This window comes from Nocardioides panzhihuensis (assembly GCF_013408335.1).
Classification (GTDB): domain Bacteria; phylum Actinomycetota; class Actinomycetes; order Propionibacteriales; family Nocardioidaceae; genus Nocardioides; species Nocardioides panzhihuensis.
Genome location: NZ_JACBZR010000001.1, coordinates 3,481,353 through 3,499,284 on the forward strand (window position 1 = coordinate 3,481,353; position 17,932 = coordinate 3,499,284).

21 protein-coding genes are annotated in these 17,932 nt (G+C 68.4%); 6 read left to right on the forward strand and 15 right to left on the reverse strand.

What is annotated here, in order from left to right; translation table 11 throughout:
- Nucleotides 1-19 precede the first annotated feature (19 nt).
- Nucleotides 20-1,780, reverse strand: a complete 1,761-nt coding sequence (leuA, locus tag BJ988_RS16485; protein WP_179658953.1) for a 2-isopropylmalate synthase — start codon at nucleotides 1,778-1,780, stop codon at nucleotides 20-22.
- Between the two features lie 215 nt (nucleotides 1,781-1,995).
- Between leuA and BJ988_RS16490 the strand changes: the two genes are divergently transcribed.
- The 4 genes from BJ988_RS16490 to BJ988_RS16505 are packed head-to-tail and all read left to right on the forward strand — an operon-like array spanning nucleotide 1,996 to nucleotide 4,605.
- Nucleotides 1,996-2,391 carry a pyridoxamine 5'-phosphate oxidase family protein gene (locus BJ988_RS16490; RefSeq protein ID WP_179658954.1) on the forward strand — a complete coding sequence of 132 codons (396 nt, stop codon included), beginning with the start codon at nucleotides 1,996-1,998 and terminating at the stop codon, nucleotides 2,389-2,391.
- Nucleotides 2,391-2,879: a flavodoxin family protein gene (locus BJ988_RS16495; RefSeq protein ID WP_179658955.1), complete on the forward strand. Its 489-nt coding sequence runs from the start codon at nucleotides 2,391-2,393 to the stop codon at nucleotides 2,877-2,879. Before BJ988_RS16490 ends, BJ988_RS16495 begins: the two co-directional genes overlap by 1 nt.
- A 47-nt stretch (nucleotides 2,880-2,926) precedes the next feature.
- Entirely contained in the window at nucleotides 2,927-3,760 is an 834-nt protein-coding gene (locus BJ988_RS16500; RefSeq protein WP_179658956.1) for a septum formation family protein, read from the forward strand.
- A gap of 2 nt (nucleotides 3,761-3,762) precedes the next feature.
- Nucleotides 3,763-4,605 carry a septum formation family protein gene (locus BJ988_RS16505; RefSeq protein WP_179658957.1) on the forward strand — a complete coding sequence of 281 codons (843 nt, stop codon included), beginning with the start codon at nucleotides 3,763-3,765 and terminating at the stop codon, nucleotides 4,603-4,605.
- Nucleotides 4,606-4,711: 106 nt separating this feature from the next.
- Here BJ988_RS16505 and era read toward each other — a convergent pair whose 3' ends face one another.
- The 3 genes from era to BJ988_RS16520 are packed head-to-tail and all read right to left on the reverse strand — an operon-like array spanning nucleotide 4,712 to nucleotide 7,301.
- Nucleotides 4,712-5,659: a GTPase Era gene (era, locus tag BJ988_RS16510; RefSeq protein ID WP_179658958.1), complete on the reverse strand. Its 948-nt coding sequence runs from the start codon at nucleotides 5,657-5,659 to the stop codon at nucleotides 4,712-4,714.
- Complete coding sequence (locus BJ988_RS16515) at nucleotides 5,656-6,450, reverse strand: siderophore-interacting protein (protein WP_246321508.1); 795 nt, start codon at nucleotides 6,448-6,450, stop codon at nucleotides 5,656-5,658. Before BJ988_RS16515 ends, era begins: the two co-directional genes overlap by 4 nt.
- 50 nt (nucleotides 6,451-6,500) lie before the next feature.
- Entirely contained in the window at nucleotides 6,501-7,301 is an 801-nt protein-coding gene (locus BJ988_RS16520; protein WP_179658959.1) for a helix-turn-helix domain-containing protein, read from the reverse strand.
- An 86-nt stretch (nucleotides 7,302-7,387) separates the two neighbouring features.
- Between BJ988_RS16520 and BJ988_RS16525 the strand changes: the two genes are divergently transcribed.
- Nucleotides 7,388-7,795, forward strand: a complete 408-nt coding sequence (locus BJ988_RS16525; RefSeq protein ID WP_179658960.1) for an isomerase — start codon at nucleotides 7,388-7,390, stop codon at nucleotides 7,793-7,795.
- Between the two features lie 15 nt (nucleotides 7,796-7,810).
- Here BJ988_RS16525 and BJ988_RS16530 read toward each other — a convergent pair whose 3' ends face one another.
- The 4 genes from BJ988_RS16530 to BJ988_RS16545 form a co-directional block, all read right to left on the reverse strand.
- Nucleotides 7,811-8,149: a VOC family protein gene (locus tag BJ988_RS16530; protein WP_218860921.1), complete on the reverse strand. Its 339-nt coding sequence runs from the start codon at nucleotides 8,147-8,149 to the stop codon at nucleotides 7,811-7,813.
- Nucleotides 8,149-8,685 (reverse strand): pyridoxamine 5'-phosphate oxidase family protein, encoded by a 537-nt coding sequence (locus BJ988_RS16535; RefSeq protein WP_179658961.1) that lies wholly within the window; start codon nucleotides 8,683-8,685, stop codon nucleotides 8,149-8,151. The genes BJ988_RS16530 and BJ988_RS16535 overlap by 1 nt, the downstream gene beginning before the upstream one ends.
- Before the next feature lie 164 nt (nucleotides 8,686-8,849).
- The gene (locus tag BJ988_RS16540) at nucleotides 8,850-10,133 is read right to left on the reverse strand and encodes a class I SAM-dependent methyltransferase (protein WP_218860923.1); all 1,284 of its coding nucleotides are present in this window, start codon (nucleotides 10,131-10,133) and stop codon (nucleotides 8,850-8,852) included.
- A gap of 17 nt (nucleotides 10,134-10,150) precedes the next feature.
- Entirely contained in the window at nucleotides 10,151-11,590 is a 1,440-nt protein-coding gene (locus BJ988_RS16545) for an FAD-binding protein (RefSeq protein ID WP_179658963.1), read from the reverse strand.
- A 121-nt stretch (nucleotides 11,591-11,711) separates the two neighbouring features.
- Here BJ988_RS16545 and BJ988_RS16550 point away from each other — a divergent pair, with 121 nt between their 5' ends.
- Nucleotides 11,712-12,002, forward strand: coding sequence for a hypothetical protein (locus BJ988_RS16550; protein ID WP_179658964.1), 291 nt, complete (start codon nucleotides 11,712-11,714; stop codon nucleotides 12,000-12,002).
- An 11-nt stretch (nucleotides 12,003-12,013) separates the two neighbouring features.
- Here the strand turns inward: BJ988_RS16550 and BJ988_RS16555 are convergent, their stop codons facing one another.
- The 7 genes from BJ988_RS16555 to BJ988_RS16585 all read right to left on the reverse strand — a co-directional run bounded on the left by BJ988_RS16555 (nucleotide 12,014) and on the right by BJ988_RS16585 (nucleotide 17,930).
- Nucleotides 12,014-12,349 carry a cytidine/deoxycytidylate deaminase family protein gene (locus BJ988_RS16555; RefSeq protein ID WP_179658965.1) on the reverse strand — a complete coding sequence of 112 codons (336 nt, stop codon included), beginning with the start codon at nucleotides 12,347-12,349 and terminating at the stop codon, nucleotides 12,014-12,016.
- Entirely contained in the window at nucleotides 12,333-13,862 is a 1,530-nt protein-coding gene (locus tag BJ988_RS16560) for a CNNM domain-containing protein (protein WP_179658966.1), read from the reverse strand. Before BJ988_RS16560 ends, BJ988_RS16555 begins: the two co-directional genes overlap by 17 nt.
- 20 nt (nucleotides 13,863-13,882) lie before the next feature.
- The gene (gene ybeY, locus BJ988_RS16565) at nucleotides 13,883-14,347 is read right to left on the reverse strand and encodes an rRNA maturation RNase YbeY (RefSeq protein ID WP_179658967.1); all 465 of its coding nucleotides are present in this window, start codon (nucleotides 14,345-14,347) and stop codon (nucleotides 13,883-13,885) included.
- Nucleotides 14,344-15,384 carry a PhoH family protein gene (locus BJ988_RS16570; RefSeq protein ID WP_179658968.1) on the reverse strand — a complete coding sequence of 347 codons (1,041 nt, stop codon included), beginning with the start codon at nucleotides 15,382-15,384 and terminating at the stop codon, nucleotides 14,344-14,346. The genes ybeY and BJ988_RS16570 overlap by 4 nt, the downstream gene beginning before the upstream one ends.
- Before the next feature lie 91 nt (nucleotides 15,385-15,475).
- On the reverse strand, nucleotides 15,476-16,528 hold the full coding sequence (locus BJ988_RS16575; protein ID WP_179658969.1) for a DNA glycosylase AlkZ-like family protein: 1,053 nt from the start codon (nucleotides 16,526-16,528) through the stop codon (nucleotides 15,476-15,478).
- Between the two features lie 15 nt (nucleotides 16,529-16,543).
- Entirely contained in the window at nucleotides 16,544-17,005 is a 462-nt protein-coding gene (locus BJ988_RS16580) for a Gmad2 immunoglobulin-like domain-containing protein (protein ID WP_179658970.1), read from the reverse strand.
- 181 nt (nucleotides 17,006-17,186) lie between these two features.
- Complete coding sequence (locus BJ988_RS16585) at nucleotides 17,187-17,930, reverse strand: 16S rRNA (uracil(1498)-N(3))-methyltransferase (protein WP_179658971.1); 744 nt, start codon at nucleotides 17,928-17,930, stop codon at nucleotides 17,187-17,189.
- Nucleotides 17,931-17,932 lie beyond the last annotated feature (2 nt).

Sequence of the window (17,932 nt, forward strand, 5' to 3'; positions counted from 1 at the left end):
CCCTGAGCGACCGAGGGTGTCAGCCGCGCGGGATCGTGACCGCCTGGGCGCGGTTGGCCGCGCAGACGACGGCCCGCAGGGAGGCGGTGACGATGTTCTCGTGGATGCCGATGCCCCAGACGATCTCACCGGCGATCTCGCACTCGACGTACGCAGCCGCGGCCGCGTCGCCGCCGGCCGAGAGGGCGTGCTCGGCGTAGTCGAGGACCCGGATCTCGGCGCCGGCCTCCTTGAGCGCGTCGACGAAGGCGGCCACAGGGCCGTTGCCGACACCCTTGTAGGTGCGTGCCTCGCCGCGGACCCGCAGGTCGACGATCTGCTCGTCACCACCCTCGGCGTCGGTCACCGAGGACCAGCTCTCCAGGGCGTACGGCTCCTCGCGCTCGAGGTACTCCTTGGCGAAGATCGACCAGATCTCCGCAGGTGCGACCTCGCCGCCCTCGGAGTCGGTGTGCTGCTGGACGACCCGGCTGAACTCGATCTGCGCACGACGCGGCAGGTCCAGCGAGTGCTCGGTCTTGAGCAGGTAGGCCACGCCGCCCTTGCCGGACTGGCTGTTGACCCGGATGACGGCCTCGTAGGTGCGGCCGACGTCCTTGGGGTCGATGGGCAGGTAGGGCGCCTCCCACGGGATCTGGCTGGTCGGCTTGCCGGCCTCGGCGGCGATCCGGTCGAGGTCCTCCAGGCCCTTCTTGATGGCGTCCTGGTGAGAGCCGGAGAAGGCGGTGTAGACGAGGTCGCCCGCGTAGGGGTGGCGCGGGTGGACGTTGATGTTGGTGACGTACTCGACGTTTCGGCGGATCTCGTCGATGCCGCCGCCGACGGTGAAGTCGATCTGCGGGTCGATGCCCTGGGAGAAGAGGTTCATGCCCAGGGTGACCAGGTCGACGTTGCCGGTGCGCTCGCCGTGACCGAACAGGCAGCCCTCGACCCGGTCGGCGCCGGCCATCAGGCCCAGCTCGGTGGCCGCGACCGCGGTGCCGCGGTCGTTGTGGGGGTGCAGGCTGATCGCGGAGTGCTCGCGGCGGGTCAGGCCGCGGCCGAAGTACTCGATCTGGTCGGCGTACGTGTTCGGCGTGGACATCTCCACGGTGGCGGGCAGGTTGAGGATGATCTCGCGGCCGGCCTCGGGCTGCCACACATCGCTCACCCGCTCGCAGACCTCGAGCGCGTAGTCGGTGTCGGTCTGGGTGAAGATCTCGGGGCTGTACTGGTAGCCGAAGTCCTCGGTGCCGATCAGCTCGGGGACGTGCTCCTCGGCGTACTTCATCACCATCTCGGTGCCACGCACCGCGATCCCGATGCACTCGGCCGGGGTCACGTTGAAGACGACCCGGCGGAACAGCTCGGCGGTGGCGTTGTAGAGGTGGATCGTGGCGCGCGGGGCTCCGGCGATCGACTCGGCGGTGCGCGAGATGAGGTCCTCGCGCGCCTGGGTCAGGACCGAGATCTGTACGTCGTCGGGGATCCGGTCCTCTTCGATCAGCTTGCGCACGAAGTCGAAGTCGGTCTGGCTCGCGCTCGGGAAGCCGACCTCGATCTCCTTGTAGCCCATCGCGACCAGCAGCTCGAACATCCGCAGCTTGCGAGCCGGAGTCATCGGGTCGATCAGGGCCTGGTTGCCGTCACGCAGGTCGGTGGAGAGCCACCGCGGAGCCTTGGTGATCTTCTTGGCGGGCCAGGTGCGGTCGGGGACGTCGACGGGCACGAACGCGCGATAGCGCTGGTGCGGCATCCCCGACGGCTTCTGCTGATTGCTGGAGTTGCTCAGGTTGGTCATGCGGAATCCTCATCAGATGGGAGCGAGTGCCGGCGCACGTCGAACCTCCGCAGCGAGGGAGTCCGGCTTCTCAGACCCCGCTGCGGCAGCTAAGGAGGAGGCTGCGCATCATGACTCGGTAACAATAACAGAACAGAACTGGCAGACTGGCCGGGCAGGCGAATGATCCTCAACGCTGAGACACACAGAAGCGATGACGAAGGGTAGGGACGGGCGTGGCCCAACTGGAAGAGCTCACGGTCGAGGAGTCCTGGCGGCTCGCGGCCGACATCCAGATCTCCCGGATCGGCTGGAACGGCCCGCGCGGCCCGGTGGTGCTGCCGGTCAACCATGTCGTGCACGAGAAGGCCGTCTGGATCCGCACCTCGGCCCACTCCTCGATGGCGGAGCAGATCGACGAGAGCGCCGTCGCGCTGCTGGTCGACGACCTCGACCCCGACACCCATGTGGGCTGGTCGGCGCAGTTCAAGGGTCACGCGGAGATCCTCTACAACGAGGACCAGATCCCGGAGACCGTCAAGCACCTCCAAGCCTGGCCGGCCGGCCCGCGTCCGTTGTGGGTGCGACTGCGCCCCAAGGAGGTCACCGGCCGCCGCTTGGTCTCCGGCTGATGCCGCGCCTGCTCGTCGTCCACCACTCCCCCACCCGGTCGCTGCGGCGACTGACCGATGCGGTGGTCTCCGGCGCCGCGGACCCCGAGATCGAAGGGGTCGAGGTCGTCGTACGTCCCGCGCTGGAGGCGACCGCCGACGACGTCCTGGCAGCCGACGGCTACGTGCTCGGCACGAGCGCCAACTTCGGCTACATGTCGGGTGCTCTCAAGCACTTCTTCGACTCGACCTTCCTGGCGGTCGGCGGCGCGCTCGACCCTTCCGGGGGCGCTGGTGAGTCTGCCGGTGAAACCGCGAAGCGGCCCTACGGCCTCTACGTCCACGGCCGCTACGACACCACCGGCGCGATCCGGTCGGTCCAGTCCATCGTCGGCGCGCTGGGATGGGCCCAGGCCTACGACATCCTCGACGTCATGGGAGACGTCGAGGACTCGCATGCCGAGGCGGCGTACGAGCTGGGTGCCACGCTGGCCGCCGTCCTCGACTGAATCGTCCTTTCGGCCCGCTCATGGATTCGCAAGTAGAGTCGATCTCCGTGATCGGCCATACCCCCAGACGTACGACGTCTCTGTCCCTCCTGATCGTGGTGCTCGCTGCCCTCGCGCTCAGCGGGTGCGGCAGCGACCGGGCGGCTGCCAAGGGCGAGGACCCGAAGCAGGTCGACTCGACGGCGGTGCCCGAGGTCGGCAAGTGCCGCAACCTCACCCACGAGGACGTCGCCGAGGCCTACAACTTCGACAAGTACGTGCCCTGCGACGAGCCGCACAACGCCGAGACCTTCGGCGCCGGCCCCCTCCCGGACGAGTTCAAGAACGCCGAGTACGGCGACGAGAAGGTCAACGAGTGGGCCTTCAGCCAGTGCCGCAAGCTGCTGGAGAAGTACGTCGGCTCCGACCAGAGCCTGCTGATGCGCTCGATGCTCTCCCACGTCTACTTCGGCCCGTCGGAGAAGGCCTGGGAAGAGGGTGCCCGCTGGATCCGCTGCGACGTGGTCGGCGGCGGGCAGCAGGGCGCCGAGTACGTCGACCTGCCGACCACCACCCGCAACCTCCTCAAGGTCAAGAACATCGCGGACATCGAGGACCGCTGGATGGTGTGCGCCGAGGGCAAGAGCGTCGCGTCCGCCAAGGTGCCCTGCTCCGAGCCGCACCAGATGCGGGCGATGACGACCATCAAGCTGGGCGAGGCGAAGACCCCGTTCCCCGGTGTCGCGGAGTCCAAGAAGAAGGCCTCGCAGTACTGCAGGGGCTCGGTCAAGGCCTCGTTGGGTTACCCGGAAAGCTTCGACTACGGGTACACATGGTTCGGAGAGAAGGAGTGGAACGCCGGCAACCGCTGGGCGATCTGCTGGGCAGTGACCGAGGAGTGAGCATGCGACACAACGAGCTGAAGCGGAGCCCGAAGCAGTCAGTTCTGTGGGGAGCTCTCGTCGTTGGAGCGATGGCTCTCGCCGGTTGTGGTGGAGGTGAGCCGGAGGCGGCTCCCTCTCCCTCGTCGACACCCCCGTCCGCCTCCGCCTCGCCGGCGCCAGCCCCCAAGGAGGGCGCCTGCTACAACCTCAGCTACGACGAGGCGCTCGCCCCGACCGCCGGCGGCACCGCGGTGACCTGCAAGGGCAAGCACACCACCCAGACCTACTCCGTGGGCCGGCTGAGGAACGTCGTCGACGGCCACCTCGTCGCGGTCGACTCGGAGCAGGTCGCGGCCCAGGTCGCGGCCGCGTGCCCCAACAAGGTCACCAAGTATCTCGGCGGCAACGCCGACGACCTGCGGCTCTCGATGCTGCGCCCGGTCTGGTTCACCCCGACGATCAAGGAGTCCGAGGCGGGCGCCAACTGGTTCCGCTGCGACGTCATCGGCATCGCGGGCCCCGAGGCGCTGATGACGCTCAAGGGCAACATGAAGGGCGTCTTGAGCAGTTCGCGGACCGCCGAGCCGTTCCGGATGTGCGGCACGGCCTCGCCGAAGTCCGAGGCCTTCAAGCGCGTGCCGTGCTCCCTCAAGCACTCCTGGCGGGCGCTGTCGGTCATCGACCTCGGCTCCGGCAAGTACCCCGGCGAGGCGAGGGTCAACAGCGCCGGCGCCGAGGACTGCAAGGCCGCTGCCGCCGAGGTCGCCGACGACCCGCTCAAGTACGAGTGGTCCTGGGAGTTCCCCAGCGCCGAGCAGTGGCAGGGCGGGCAGTCGTACGGGATCTGCTGGGCTCCGAGCTGACCATTGGAATACCCGGTTAACCGGGTATTCCTGCACTTCTCTGGCGTTGCAGTGCCTGAGAAGTGCAGCAAACACCTGAGCGCTGTGGCCGGTGGGACCCCTGGGACTAGAACCCCAGCTTGCGCAGCTGCCGAGGATCCCGCTGCCAGTCCTTGGCGATCTTGACGTGCAGGTCGAGGTAGACCGGCATGCCGAGCAGCTCCTTGATCTGCAGGCGCGCACGCTGTCCGACGTCCTTGAGCCGTGAGCCCTTGTGGCCGATCACGATGCCCTTCTGGGAGTCGCGCTCGATGTAGAGGAAGGCGTGGATGTCCATCAGCGGCTTGTCCTCGGGGCGGTCCTCACGCAGGCGCATCTCCTCGACGACGACCGCGATGGAGTGCGGAAGCTCGTCGCGTACGCCTTCGAGAGCTGCCTCGCGGATCAGCTCGGCGATGATCATCTCCTCGGGAGAGTCGGTGAGCTCGCCGTCGGGGTAGAGCGGCGGGCCCTCGGGGAGCAGCTTGATCAGCAGGTCGGCGAGGAGCTCGACCTGGTCGCCGTTGACGCTCGAGACCGGGACGATCTCGGCCCACTCGATGCCGAGGTCGGCGCCGAGGGTCTGGATCGACATCAGGTGCTCGCCGATCTGCTCAGGCGTGGCGAGATCGGTCTTGGTGGCGACCGCGACCCGCTTGATGCCCTTCTTGAGCTTGTTCGCGTTCTCGGCGATCCGGCGGTCCCCGGGACCGATCTTCTCGTTGCACGGGAAGCAGATCGCGACCACGTCGACCTCGGTCCAGGTGGCTTCGACCAGGTCGTTGAGCCGCTCGCCGAGCAGCGTACGAGGCCGGTGGATGCCGGGGGTGTCGACCAGGATCAGCTGGCCGTCGGACCGGTGGACGATGCCCTTGACCACCGTTCGGGTCGTCTGCGGCTTGTCGGAGGTGATCGCCACCTTGGTGCCGACCATCGCGTTGGTCAAGGTCGACTTGCCCGCGTTGGGACGTCCGACGAACGACACGAAGCCGCTCCGAAATTCTGGTGCTGGCGGCGCCGGGCTTGGCTCGGTCACTGTTGCTCCTGTGCTTGTTCGTGGACTTGCTCGTCGTATCGCTGCCAGATCTGCTCGTCGGTGAGCCCCTGGGCCTTGCCCTCGCGCCACACCGGTCCTGGGTCGACCGCGCGTGGCTGCCGCTTCTGGCCGCCTCCGCGCCAGTAGCCCATCACGTCGTACGCATGGGAGTCGAGCTTCCGCTCGCGCATCAGATGCTTGCGGATCGCCCGCATCTGGCTCGACTCGCCGGCCATCCAGAAGTAGCCCTGGCCCTCGGGCCACTCGATCTTCTCCACGGCCGCCGCCAGGTCGGAGGAGGTCTCCGACGGCGGTTTCGACCAGGTGACCTCGGTGTAGCCGGGCAGATAGCCGGGCAGGTCGTCAGGGGTCTCCGCCCAGATCCGTGTCGGCAGCGTGGTGGTCTCGGCGATGCGCGCCATCGCCGGCATCGCGGTCAGGTCACCGACCAGGAGGAGCCACTGCGCGTCGTCGGGCGCGGCGTAGGAGCCCTTGGGCTCGGTGAGCGTGACGGTCTGCCCCACCGGGTCGGTGCGGGTGGCCCACTCGGTCACCAGCCCGACGTCGTGGACGACGACGTCGACGGTGAGCTCGCCACCCTGCCACGACCGCACGGTGTAGTAGCGCATCTGGAACTGCCCCGGCACGATCAGCCCGACCCATTCGTCGGGGATGCCGGTGGAGGTGAACCCGGCCAACCCGGGGCCCCCGAGCACCAGACGTACGAGGTGGGGCGTGATCTGCTCGCGCCGCAGCACCTCTGCGGCGTACTGCTGGGCCTTGACACTCATCGCCTCAAGGTTATCCGCGCACACGCGGCCCGCCCGCATCAGCGGCGCACTCACTCGTGGTTGATGGCGAGCAGAGCCTCCCGGGTCGCGTCGTCGGCCGGGAACATCGCCTCCACCGTGATCTCGTCGACCGTCACGTCCTGTGGCGCGCCGATCACGGAGAGGACGTAGAGGAAGGAGAGATCGCCGAGGCTCGTACGCAGCAGCAACGGCAACACCGGCAACGTGTGGTCCTTCGCCGCGACGGCCTGCGCCTCCTCTTCGGAGCCAGCGGGGACCGGGTAGCCCTCCAGCTCAGCGAGAAGCTCAGTCAGCCCCGCGGCGGCGGTCCGGTCGAGCTGGCGACGGACGCGGCGTAGGACATGGGCTCGCCACTGGGCGTAGTTGCGGATCTGTGAAGCGAGACCATCGGGGTGCAACGTCGCTCTCAGCATGTTGAGCCGCGGCTGCCGCAACGCGGCGGGCAGCGGAGCCAGGAAGCGCTCCATGGACCGGTTGGTCGCGACCACGTCCCAGCGGACGTCGACAGCACAGGCCGGGTAGGGCTCATGTCCGGTGAGCACTGCCTCGACGACGGACCTGGCGACGCCGAGGTCATCGAGCGGTCGCTCCTGGTAGACGGGCGCGAACCCCGCGGCGAGATAGAGCCTGTTGCGCTCGCGCAGCGGAACCTCGAGCTCTTCGCAGAGCCGCTCGATCATCGTCCGGCTCGGGCCCGAACGGCCCGTCTCGATGAAGCTGAGATGGCGAGCCGACACGTCGGCCGCGATCGCCACCTCGAGCTGCGAGCGACGGCGTCGTTCGCGCCAGTCGCGAAGCAGCTCTCCGACGCTCAGCTGGGCCGTTGTCATGCACCCAGGCTGCCGGGCGGAGCGCGGCGCGGCAACTACCCGAGAGGTAATCGACACGGCGCGCCCGGTGGCGGATCGTCTTGGCCATGACGACTGAAACCACACCCCGCTCACCTGCCGCCACCGCCGAGGCGTACGTCTCGTTCTGGAATCTCTCCGCCGAGGAGCAGCGCACCCTCGGCGCCACTCTGTTCGCCGCCGACGTCGCTCGCTCCACCCCGGTCGGCGAGTCCACCGGCCTCGAGGCGCTGATCGACTTCACCCGCCAGTTCACCGAGGGTGTCGGTGCCTACACGTTCGTGGCCCGCGCCGAGCCCGATTCACACCACAGGCACGTCCGGGTGCGCTGGGAGATCCGCAAGGAGGAGGGCTCGTTCGCCGAGGGAACCGATGTCCTCGGTCTGGACCGGTCCGGGCGGATCGCCACGATCACCGCGTTCATCGATCGCGCCCCCGACGGCTTCGATCCCGACGCTCACCACGAGGAGGCCTGACATGTCCCGGGCTGATCAGGCAGGGGCACCTCCCAACCCGATCTCGTTTCCGTCGGGGTCACGGAAGTGGACCTTGCGGACCCCGTTGTCGTACGTCTCCTCCGACTCCGGCCGCAGACCGCGCTCGGCGATCGCCGCGAGACGGGCGTCCAGGTCGTCGACGAAGATGGTGACGAAGCCTCGGCCGGCGATGTCCGGTCGCACCTCGACGTAGACGTAGCCGTGCTCGGTCACCTCGAAGACCGCCTCGGTGTCGTTGGGGTAGAAGGCCGGCGGGCCCGCGAGCAGCGCCTCGTACCAGCGGGCCGCTCGGCCGAGGTCCGTCACCGGGATCCCGGCGAACAGGTCGGGCATCAGAACCTCCAGCGGGCCGCACCGTAGGGCTCGACGCAGGCGACCGCGTGCGCGGAGGTCGGGTCGATGCGGAAGACGTGCCAGGGGGCGGGGCCCGCGCTCTGCGCGTTGAACGGCGCGGTGACGGCCTCCCCCGACTCGTCGACCTCGGCCGGCCAGCCCTCGTCGTCGTGGTAGTGCTTCGCCACCCGCTCGAGCTCCTCACGGAGCACCCGGGCGACCCGCCCCTCCACGACCAGGTCGAACTCGCGCACCGAGAGCGACAGGGCGCAGCGGGGGTCGCGGGCCAGGTTGCGGCCACGCCGCGTCGTCGGACCGGTGACCAGGTAGAAGCTGCCCTCGAACCACACGGCGCCGAGGGCGCTGACGTGCGGGCCGCCATCGGCGTTGATCGTGCTCACCCAGGTCGTGTGGCGCCCGGGCTCACCCTCCTGCAACCCCGGACCCTGGTTGAACCCGCGGTCCAGGCGGGCCGTCACCTCCGCCCAGGACATCGGCGGGGCGTCGTACATCTCGGCAAGGTTGTAGGTCTCCATGACTGTCTCCTTCGGCTGGATCAGGACCCTTCACCTACGCCACGAACGAGAGCCCGCCACTTCGACACCTTGCCGATTCTGCAGTGGTGGGCGACGAAGCTCTACTTTCGTCGCCCACAGCTGCATTCTCGATCTACAGACCTACATTCTCGACAGTGCCGGTCTCAGAAGGTGTGCCGCAGGGGATAGCCCGAGAGGCCGTCCACCGTCTTGGTCGCGAGCACGTGGTGGAGCTGGATGTTGTTGCGCTCGAAGCCGATCCGGGAACCGGCCATGTAGATGCCCCAGACCTTGGCGGTGCCGAGGCCGACCTCGTTGACGCAGGCGTCCCAGTGGGTGCGGAGGTTGTCGTTCCACGCCGCGAGCGTCTTGGCGTAGTGGACCCGGATGTTCTCGTGGTGCTGCACCTCGAGACCGGTGTTCTCGATCGCGGAGACGATCGTGCCGGAGCCGATCAGCTCGCCGTCGGGGAAGACGTAGCGGTCGATGAACGCCCCTGCGTTCGCCCGCGAGATGTTGTCGGGACGAGTGATGCAGTGGTTGAGCAGGCGGCCTCCGTCGCGCAGCTTGCTCGAGATCTTGCCGAAGTACGCCGGGTAGTTGGCCACCCCGATGTGCTCGGTGAGCCCGATGGAGCTGACCGCGTCGAAGTCCCCCTCGGCCACGTCGCGGTAGTCGGAGTAGCGCACCTCGGCGACGTCGTCGAGGCCGTCGGCCTTGATCGCCCGCTGCGCCCAGTTGGCCTGCTCCCGCGACAAGGTCACGCCGAGCGCCTTCACGCCGTAGTGCTGGGCGGCGTGACGCACCATCCCGCCCCAGCCGCAACCGATGTCGAGCAGCCGCATGCCCGGCTCGAGCCCGAGCTTGCGGCAGATCAGGTCGTACTTGGCGGCCTGCGCCTCCTCGAGCGTGGACTCCGCGGTCGGGTAGAGCGCACAGGTGTAGGTCATCGACGGGCCGAGGACGTACTCGTAGAAGGTGTTGGAGACGTCGTAGTGGTGGTGGATCGCGTCGGCGTCGCGCTCGGGAGAGTGTCGCGTCCACGGCAGCGCGCTGAGCGCGCGGCCGGAGATGTTGCGGACGTTCTCGGCCCGCTGCCGCCACGCGGGCAGGTGTTCCTGCGGCGGCGGCTTGGGCGGGACGAAGTTCGTCGCCCCGAGGGCTCGGACCAGCTCGACCGTCTCGCGGGGGCTGGGCCGCTTGAAGTCGGTCTTTTCCAGGACCAGATCCAGGAGCGGGTAGGGGTCGCCCGGATGGATCCCACGGAGCTCCATGTCACCGCTGACATAGGCGCGGGCCAGGCCGAGATCACCCGGCGCAGTCAGCAGGAACGCGAGCCCGCGCGGATTCAGGATCTCCATCCCGTAGGGAGAGTCCCGGTCGCCGGCGACACTGCCGTCGTACGCGGTGAGCTTGATCGGCAGCCCACCATCGAAGAGCTCGTTCATGGTCTCTGCAATATGGTTCACAGTCTCTTCACCGCCTTGCTGTACAGATCGGTCAACCGATTGCCCGGGTCATACCTCGCCTTCACGGCGGCGAGGTTGTCCCCGTCATAGAGAGCGTCGAAGACATCCTTGTCGTAGAACGCCTCGGAGTAGAGCGATTTATGTCCTCCGAGCTCGTGGACCTGCTCCTCGATCGCGCGGTTCTTCGGAGCGTTCACCGCGCTGGGGCCGACGTGGACCGTGCCCCAGAACCCGACGTTGACGTACGTGCGGCCCGCCTCGAGCGGGTAGGTCGGCCACTTCCCTCGTTCCCCGGAGCTCGAGCCCCCATCGGTGGTCGAGCTTGTCGAGACCCCCTGGGAGACCAGCGGGCAGAGCCAGACCGGCCGCATCCCGATCTCGGCGTCGAACCACTCCAGGAAGGCCGGGAGGTTCTCGATCGGGACCTCGATGTCCTGGATCACCCGCTCCCGCAGCAGCCTCCCGGCGCGCGCGTCGAGCTTGTCGGCGATGCCGAGCTTCCGGTCCAGGCCGACCAGCTTCATGTAGACGTCGGAGCGTCGCAGCCGGCGCGGCCAGAGGCGGCGTACGTACTTGTTCTGGACACCGAAGGCGCCCGAGCACCAGAACCAGTCGGTGTCCCAGCGCCACAGGTAGTCGTAGGTCGTCAGCAGGTCTGCCCCGGAACCGGACGCAGCACGCTGCTGGATCGAGCGGTAGTAGATCTGCTGGCCGCCGTAGTCGCTCGCCCGCTCGGTGACCTGTTGCGTGGCCTTCTCGGTCCAGGTCGCCAGGGTGAGGTAGTACTCCCCCGGCTCGAACGCGACCCCGTCGAGCCCGTCGACCTGGACGCCTTCGTACGACCTGGTCTCGGTGATCTGCGCGATCGTCTTGGTGAGCAGGCCGAGATCGTCGAAGCGTACGTGGCGCAGCGCGACGTATCCCGGCACCTTCTCCAGCTTGATCTTGAGCCTGGTGGCGTAGCCGAGCGAGCCGTAGGAGTTGGGGAAGGTGTCGAACAGATCCTCCCCAGGCTTGGTGGTGACGATCTCACCGGCGCCGGTGAGGATGTCCATCTCGAGGACCGACTCGTGCGGAAGACCGTTGCGGAACGAGGTGGCCTCGATGCCCATGCCGGTCACCGCGCCACCGAGCGTGATCGTGCGCAACTGTGGGACCACGTAGGGGATCATCCCGTGCGCCAAGGTGACGTCGACGAGGTCCTCGTAGGTGCACATGCCCTGTACGTCGGCGGTGCCCGATGCGGCGTCGACCTCGATCACGCCGCCGAGGCCGGAGACGTCGAGGCCGGGCGCGCTGGTCGCGGCCCGGGCTCTGAAGAGGTTGGTGGTGCGCTTGGCGAGTCTGACGGGAGCGCCGTCAGGGATCTTCGCGTAAGAATCGGTCAGCCGTTCGACTGCTTCGTTGTGTCGTCCCCAGCCAGTCTCACCCGTCACTCGACCCACTTTACGCTCGGGATCGATCTTCGGTTTCGATTTTTTGGTTAGTTCGCTTACAGTCGCAAGCGCCGACTGCACCCGTCGAGCTCCCCCATCTCGTGCACCCTGGAGGGTCCCCATGTCCAGTGCTGCCCATCGTGACGCTGTGGCAACGCTCGCCGAGAAGGCAACCCCCTACTTCACCGAGAACCAGGTCAAGTGGCGCAACAAGTCCGTGTCCCAGGCGCGGCTCGCACTGGCGATCGACCAGATCGTCGTGCACATGCGCGAGAAGGGCGTCGACATGGCGACGATGAACGGCCTCACGGCCTACCGTGACGAGGACGGCATCCACGTCACGATCGAGCTCGGCACCCTTCCGCTCGTCCCCGAGACGGGTGCGACCGGCGGCCACCGAGCCGCTCGCTGATCGAGCAGGCGCTAGCGGAGGTTGCCGCGGGGATCGCCGAGCAGGACCGGGACGTCCTCGCCCGCGAACTCCTTGACGACCGCGAGGTCGTTCGCGGAGAGCTCCTGCGCCTCGCCGAGCACGACGACGGCCTCGAGACCCTTCGAGCCGGAGGCCACCGCCATCGCCACGCACACGCCGATCGCGGAGACCTGGAGCGAGGGAAGATCCACGGTGGCCGCGGCGTAGGTGCGGCCGTCGAGATCGCGTACGGCTGCCCCTTCGGCCGCACCGGTGCGGGCCCGCGTCGCGCGGGCCAGGGTCACCAGCTTGCGGTCTTCGGCCGACAGCTCACTCTGCTCTGGCATGGGCTTCTTTCGTCCTGTCCGTCTTGGCTCGGTCGTTCTTGGCTCGGTCGTTCTTGGCCCGGTCGTTCTTGGCTCGGTCGTTCTTGGCTCGGTCGGCCTTGGCTCGGTCGTTCTTGGCTCGGTCGGCCTTGGCTCGGTCGGCCTTCGCCGCTCGGTCTGCCTTCGTCCGGTCGGACTTCGCCGCCCGGTCGTTCTTCACCCGATCCGACTTGTCGCTCTGCTGGTCCTCGTCGTCGGCCTCGGTCTCGGCCGGGACGATGGCGCTGATGCGTACGGTACCGATCTTGTTCCTTCGGCCGGCGGCCTCCTCGGCCACGAAGCTGAGCCCGTGGGCCTCGACCTCGGTCCCGGGGATCGGCACGAGGCCGAGATGCTTGGCCATGAGACCGCGTACGGAGTCGACGTCGTCCTCCTCGACCGCGACGCCGATGAGCTCCTCGAGGTCGCTGACCAGGAAGCGGGCCGGCACCCGCCAGGAGCCGTCGCCGAGGTGGAGGGGCTCGCGGTCCTCGACGTCGTACTCGTCGGTGATCTCGCCGACGATCTCCTCGAGGATGTCCTCGATGGTGATCAGGCCTGCGGTGCCGCCGTACTCGTCGACGACGACCGCGATGTGCTGGCGGTGCTGCTGCATCTCGGCGAGCAACTCGTCGACCGGTTTGGAGTCGGGGACCCAGGTCGGGGTGCGCATCAGCGACTCGACCCGCTGGGTGGTCTCGACCTCGGGCGCCTCGAAGTCGCGCGCGACGACGTCCTTGAGGTAGACCATCCCGACGATGTCGTCGAGGCTGTCGTCGATCACCGGCATCCGGGAGTAGCCGGAGCGCAGGAACAGCGACAGCGCCTGGCGCAGCGTCTTGCGGCGCTCCAGGAAGACGATGTCGCCGCGGGGCACCATCACCTCACGCGCGCGGGTGTCGCCGAGCTCGAAGACCGAGTGGATCATCCGGCGCTCGTCGGCCTCGATCAGGTCGCTGGCCTCGGCGATGTCGACCAGCTCGCGCAGCTCGGTCTCCGTCGAGAACGGGCCCTTGCGGAAGCCCTTGCCCGGGGTGAGCACGTTGCCGAGCATGATCAGCAGGCTCGGGAACGGGCCGAGGACGGCGGTGATCGCGCCGATCGGCCCCGCGACCGCCAGGGCGATGCGCTCATGGTGCTGGCGCCCGAGAGTTCGGGGACCGACGCCGATGACGACGAAGGAGACCACGGTCATCGTGCCGGTCGCGGTGAGCACGGTCGGCCACCAGCGCCCCTGGTAGAGGTCGTAGGCCCACAGCGCGACCAGCACCGTGGCGCCGATCTCGCACAGCAGCCTGAGCAGCAGCACGGTGTTGAGGTAGCGGGCAGGGTCGCCGACCACCGCCACCAGGCGCTTGGCGCCGGCGCGGCCCTCGGAGACCAGCTCGGCGGCCCGGGCACGGGAGAAGGCGCTCAGCGCCGCGTCGGCGGCCGAGAAGATGCCTGCGATCAGGACCAGAACTGCGGCTGCGATCAGCAGCCTCGCATCGTCCATGGTTGGTGGTGGTGCTCCTATTACTCGGGTGGTCTGGCCGAGGAGCCCCAGGCCTCGAGCAGCTTGGCCTGCAGGCCGAACATCTCGGCGTGCTCGTTGGGGTCCACGTGGTCGTAGCCGAGCAGGTGGAGGATGCCGTGGGTGGTCAGCAGCTCGATCTCCGCCACGGTGCCGTGGCCGGCTGCCTCGCCCTGCTTGGCGGCGATCGTCGGGGCGATGATGATATCGCCCAGGTCGCCCTCCTCCGGCTCCTCGTCGAGCCGGCCGGGAAGGAGCTCGTCACCGGGGAAGGAGAGCACGTCGGTCGGGCCCTCGGTGTCGAAGTAGCGCTCGTTGAGCTCGGTGATCGTGGCCTCGTCGCCGAACTTGATCCGCAGGTCGGCCTGCGGGTGCACCCGCAGCTGCTCGAGCAGGAAGCGAGCGAGCTTGGCGACGTGCTCGACGTCGATCTCCTGCTCGGACTCGTTGATGATCTCCGTGCTCATCTGCCCTCTCCGGAGGCCCGTCCCTGGCTCTGCACGTCGTGCTCCTCGTAGGCCGCGACGATCTTGGCGACCAGTCGGTGGCGGACGACGTCGTGGCTGGTCAGGTTGTTGAAGCTGATGTCCTTGACGTCGTCGAGGATGCCCTCCACGACCCGGAGCCCGGACTTCTGCCCGTTGGGGAGGTCGGTCTGGGTGACGTCGCCGGTGACCACGATCTTGGAGCCGAACCCGAGCCGGGTCAGGAACATCTTCATCTGCTCGGGCGTGGTGTTCTGCGCCTCGTCGAGGATGATGAAGGAGTCGTTGAGGCTCCGGCCGCGGAGGAAGGCGAGCGGAGCGACCTCGATCGTCCCCGACGCCATCAGCTTGGGGATCATCTCCGGGTCCATCATGTCGTGCAGCGCGTCGTAGAGCGGGCGCAGATAGGGGTCGATCTTCTCCGTCAGCGTGCCGGGCAGGAAGCCGAGCTTCTCACCGGCCTCGACCGCGGGCCGGCTCAGGATGATCCGGTTGACCTGCTTGGTCTGCAGCGCCTGGACCGCCTTGGCGACCGCCAGATAGGTCTTGCCGGTGCCGGCCGGGCCGATGCCGAAGGTGATCGTGTGCTTGTCGATCGCGTCGACGTAGCGCTTCTGGTTGAGCGTCTTGGGGCGGATGCTCCGGCCACGGTTGGAGAGGATGTTGAGGCTCAGCACGTCGGCCGGCTTCTCGGTGGTGTCGGCCCGGAGCATGCCGATCACCCGCTCCACGGTCTCCCCACTGACGCCCTGGCCGGTGCGGATGATCTGGACCAGCTCCTCCAGAACCCGCTCGATCATCGCGATCTCGCTGGGGGCGCCGTGGAGGGTGATCCGGTTGCCGCGCACGTGCACGTCGGCGTCGAAGTGAGCCTCGATGATCCCGAGGTGCTCATCGGCCGGGCCGAGGACGGTCACCATGTCGACGCTGTTCGGGACGACCACGGTGTGTTTGGTGGTCGCGTTGACCCCCGGTTCGGGGGCGTCGGTCGGAAGCGGACTTGGGTGTCGGTCGGTCATGGATGCCCGGAGCGGGCCCTTTCTCGTCACGAGGCTGATGCCTCCATGCTACGCGGGCACTCCGCCCGGCTCCTACTGGATAGTTCCTGCGTCAGCTCGCGAGCAGCGACTCGACGCGTACGGTCTCCTCGGCGAGCTCGTCCCGCTCGTCGGGGGTGAGGTCGCGGAGCAGCTTGACGACCTCGACCTTGCCGTCGACCTGCTTCCAGAGACCGACGAGGTGACCGCCCGCGATCATGACCGCGCCACCGCCTCCGATCCCCCACTCCTTGCGGGTCCCCTTCGCCGTGATCCGCTCCCGGTTGGCGTGGGAGAGCCAGAGGTTGTCGAACCTTCCCAGCAACCGGACGGGTGCATGCTCGTCACCGGTGGCGAGCGGCGCGTCCGGGACGTCGTAGAGGATCTTTCCGGCCTCGTCGCGGTAGGTCACCAGTCCGTCGATCCGCTTGATCACCGGGCCGAGCCGCGTCAACGACGACCAGGTGGTGATGTCCGCGGCGCTCGCCGGCCCGTAGGCGAGCAGGTAGCGGCGTACGATCTGCGGCGCCAGGTCCTGGACGACGTCGTCGGCGACGACCGGTGACACACCCGTCCAGCGCGGCAGCAGGTCGTAGACGAGCCCGCCCGAGCCCTTCCAGAGGCCTCGCGGCGGCAGCTGGACCAGTGGCAGCTCGTTGCGCGCGCGCAGGCCCAGCGCCTTGGCCGGGATGCCGGGGAAGTGCTCGACCAGACCGGCCTCGAGGGCCGCGTTGGGCAGCGCACCCAGGGCGAGTACGTCCTCGACCGCCTCCACGAATCCCTCGAGCTGCGCCGCGGGGCGGACGATCTCGACCCGCTGGGTGTAGAAGTCGTGGACCGGCTGGGTCCATGCCCTGATCAGCGCCGCATCGGCAGCGGTGTGCATGTGGATCGTCGAGCGCAGCGAGGAGAGCCGGACCAGCGCGCTCGACTCGAGCTGTGCGCTGAGCGCGTAGGGGTCGAACGACTCCAGCCGCGCGGCCAGCCCGAGGAACGGCGGCAGCGACTCCTGCGCCTGCAGGCCGACAAGATGCTCGATCATCTCGGCCGGGGTGAGCGAGGCCCGCGACAGCAGGTGCTGGCGCAGCAGGAGAGTCCGGTTGAGCTGCCGTTCGGTGAGGATCACGGTAGCGATGATGTCCTACTCGACAGTGATCCTCGCGCCGACCTCCTCCGCAGGCTTCCCCTCGCCGTCGGAGGTGTCGTCGGTGCGGGCGATGAAGAGGTACGTCCCGGGCTCGAGCTCGGAGACGTCGATCGTCGTCTTCCACGGATAGAGCTTGTCCATCCAGCCCTCGGCGGTCACGGCCCCTTCGAGGACCGTCTCCCCGGAGCCGTCCCGGACCTCCCACGGCACGTTCGCCTCAGGTGAGTTGGCCTTGCCGGAGGCCTCGAAGCTCTCCGAGACCGCCGCACCTTCGGCCGGAGCCGACAGTGTGATCAGCGCGGAGGTACGCGGCAGCGCCGACGGCTTCTCCGACGGCTGGGCCGAGACCTCCGGGTCCTCGGCGACGGCGTTCCCGTCCCCGCAACCGCTGGCGAGTACGCCGCAGAGCGCAAGAGCGATGATGCAGCCAGCCGGACGCGTACGTGTGCTCCTCATGCCTCCATGTTCACCCGCCACCCCCGAACCTGAAACCCCCCACGCCGAGCAGTCACTTTCTGATCGCCAGAGGTCGGAATCTGACACCGAGAGGTCGAAAAACGAGCGCGAGACGTCAATTCCTGCGATCTCGTCTTCAGAAAGTGACGTCTCGGCGTCAAGAAGTGACGTCTCGGCGTGGTCAGGCCCAGCGGCGGGTGCGGGCGAGCAGGGCGGCACTGGCTGCTACGCCTGCCGTCGAGGTGCGGAGGACCTCGTCGCCTAGGCGGATCGTGGTGGCGCCGGCCTTCTCGAAGAGGGCGATCTCGTCCTCCGTCAGGCCGCCCTCGGGTCCGACCACGACGAGGATGGTGCCTGCGTCGACGACGGGCACGGCGCCGAGCGGGAGGGTGCCCTCCTCGTGGAGCACGACGGCGGCGTCGGCCTCCTCGATCATGGTCACGACGGCGTCGGTGGTGGCCATCTGCTCGACCTCGGGGTGCCACAGGCGGCGCGACTGCTTGGCCGCCTCGCGGGCGGTGGCGCGCCAGCGGGCGAGCGACTTGACCGCACGCTCGCCCTTCCAGACCGCGACCGAGCGGGCCGCCGCCCACGGGACGATGCGGGCGGCGCCGATCTCGGTGAGCATCTCGACAGCGAGCTCGCCGCGATCACCCTTGGGAAGCGCCTGGACCACCGTCAGCGCAGGCTCGGGCGGGGCGTCGCCGAGGACGATCTCGTCGACGCGTACGGTCATCGACTTCTTGGTGGTCGCCGTGATCGTGCCCGTGACGCCCTCGCCGGCGCCGTCGGTGAGCACGACCTCCTCACCGACCCGGAGACGGCGCACGACGACGGCGTGATGTCCCTCGTCGCCGCCCACCTCGACGGCGTCGCCGACACGGGTGCCGGCGAGCGACTCGACGAGGTGAACAGGAAGCGTCATGG

What these genes read in the sequence shown, in the direction of transcription:
- leuA (WP_179658953.1), bottom strand. Translation starts at nt 1,780, where the DNA reads ATGACCAACCTGAGCAACTCCAGCAATCAGCAGAAGCCGTCGGGGATG.
- BJ988_RS16495 (WP_179658955.1), top strand. Translation starts at nt 2,391, where the DNA reads ATGCCGCGCCTGCTCGTCGTCCACCACTCCCCCACCCGGTCGCTGCGG.
- BJ988_RS16505 (WP_179658957.1), top strand. Translation starts at nt 3,763, where the DNA reads ATGCGACACAACGAGCTGAAGCGGAGCCCGAAGCAGTCAGTTCTGTGG.
- BJ988_RS16515 (WP_246321508.1), bottom strand. Translation starts at nt 6,450, where the DNA reads ATGAGTGTCAAGGCCCAGCAGTACGCCGCAGAGGTGCTGCGGCGCGAG.
- BJ988_RS16520 (WP_179658959.1), bottom strand. Translation starts at nt 7,301, where the DNA reads ATGACAACGGCCCAGCTGAGCGTCGGAGAGCTGCTTCGCGACTGGCGC.
- BJ988_RS16525 (WP_179658960.1), top strand. Translation starts at nt 7,388, where the DNA reads ATGACGACTGAAACCACACCCCGCTCACCTGCCGCCACCGCCGAGGCG.
- BJ988_RS16530 (WP_218860921.1), bottom strand. Translation starts at nt 8,149, where the DNA reads ATGCCCGACCTGTTCGCCGGGATCCCGGTGACGGACCTCGGCCGAGCG.
- BJ988_RS16535 (WP_179658961.1), bottom strand. Translation starts at nt 8,685, where the DNA reads ATGGAGACCTACAACCTTGCCGAGATGTACGACGCCCCGCCGATGTCC.
- BJ988_RS16540 (WP_218860923.1), bottom strand. Translation starts at nt 10,133, where the DNA reads ATGAACGAGCTCTTCGATGGTGGGCTGCCGATCAAGCTCACCGCGTAC.
- BJ988_RS16550 (WP_179658964.1), top strand. Translation starts at nt 11,712, where the DNA reads ATGTCCAGTGCTGCCCATCGTGACGCTGTGGCAACGCTCGCCGAGAAG.
- BJ988_RS16555 (WP_179658965.1), bottom strand. Translation starts at nt 12,349, where the DNA reads ATGCCAGAGCAGAGTGAGCTGTCGGCCGAAGACCGCAAGCTGGTGACC.
- BJ988_RS16560 (WP_179658966.1), bottom strand. Translation starts at nt 13,862, where the DNA reads ATGGACGATGCGAGGCTGCTGATCGCAGCCGCAGTTCTGGTCCTGATC.
- ybeY (WP_179658967.1), bottom strand. Translation starts at nt 14,347, where the DNA reads ATGAGCACGGAGATCATCAACGAGTCCGAGCAGGAGATCGACGTCGAG.
- BJ988_RS16570 (WP_179658968.1), bottom strand. Translation starts at nt 15,384, where the DNA reads ATGACCGACCGACACCCAAGTCCGCTTCCGACCGACGCCCCCGAACCG.
- BJ988_RS16580 (WP_179658970.1), bottom strand. Translation starts at nt 17,005, where the DNA reads ATGAGGAGCACACGTACGCGTCCGGCTGGCTGCATCATCGCTCTTGCG.
- BJ988_RS16585 (WP_179658971.1), bottom strand. Translation starts at nt 17,930, where the DNA reads ATGACGCTTCCTGTTCACCTCGTCGAGTCGCTCGCCGGCACCCGTGTC.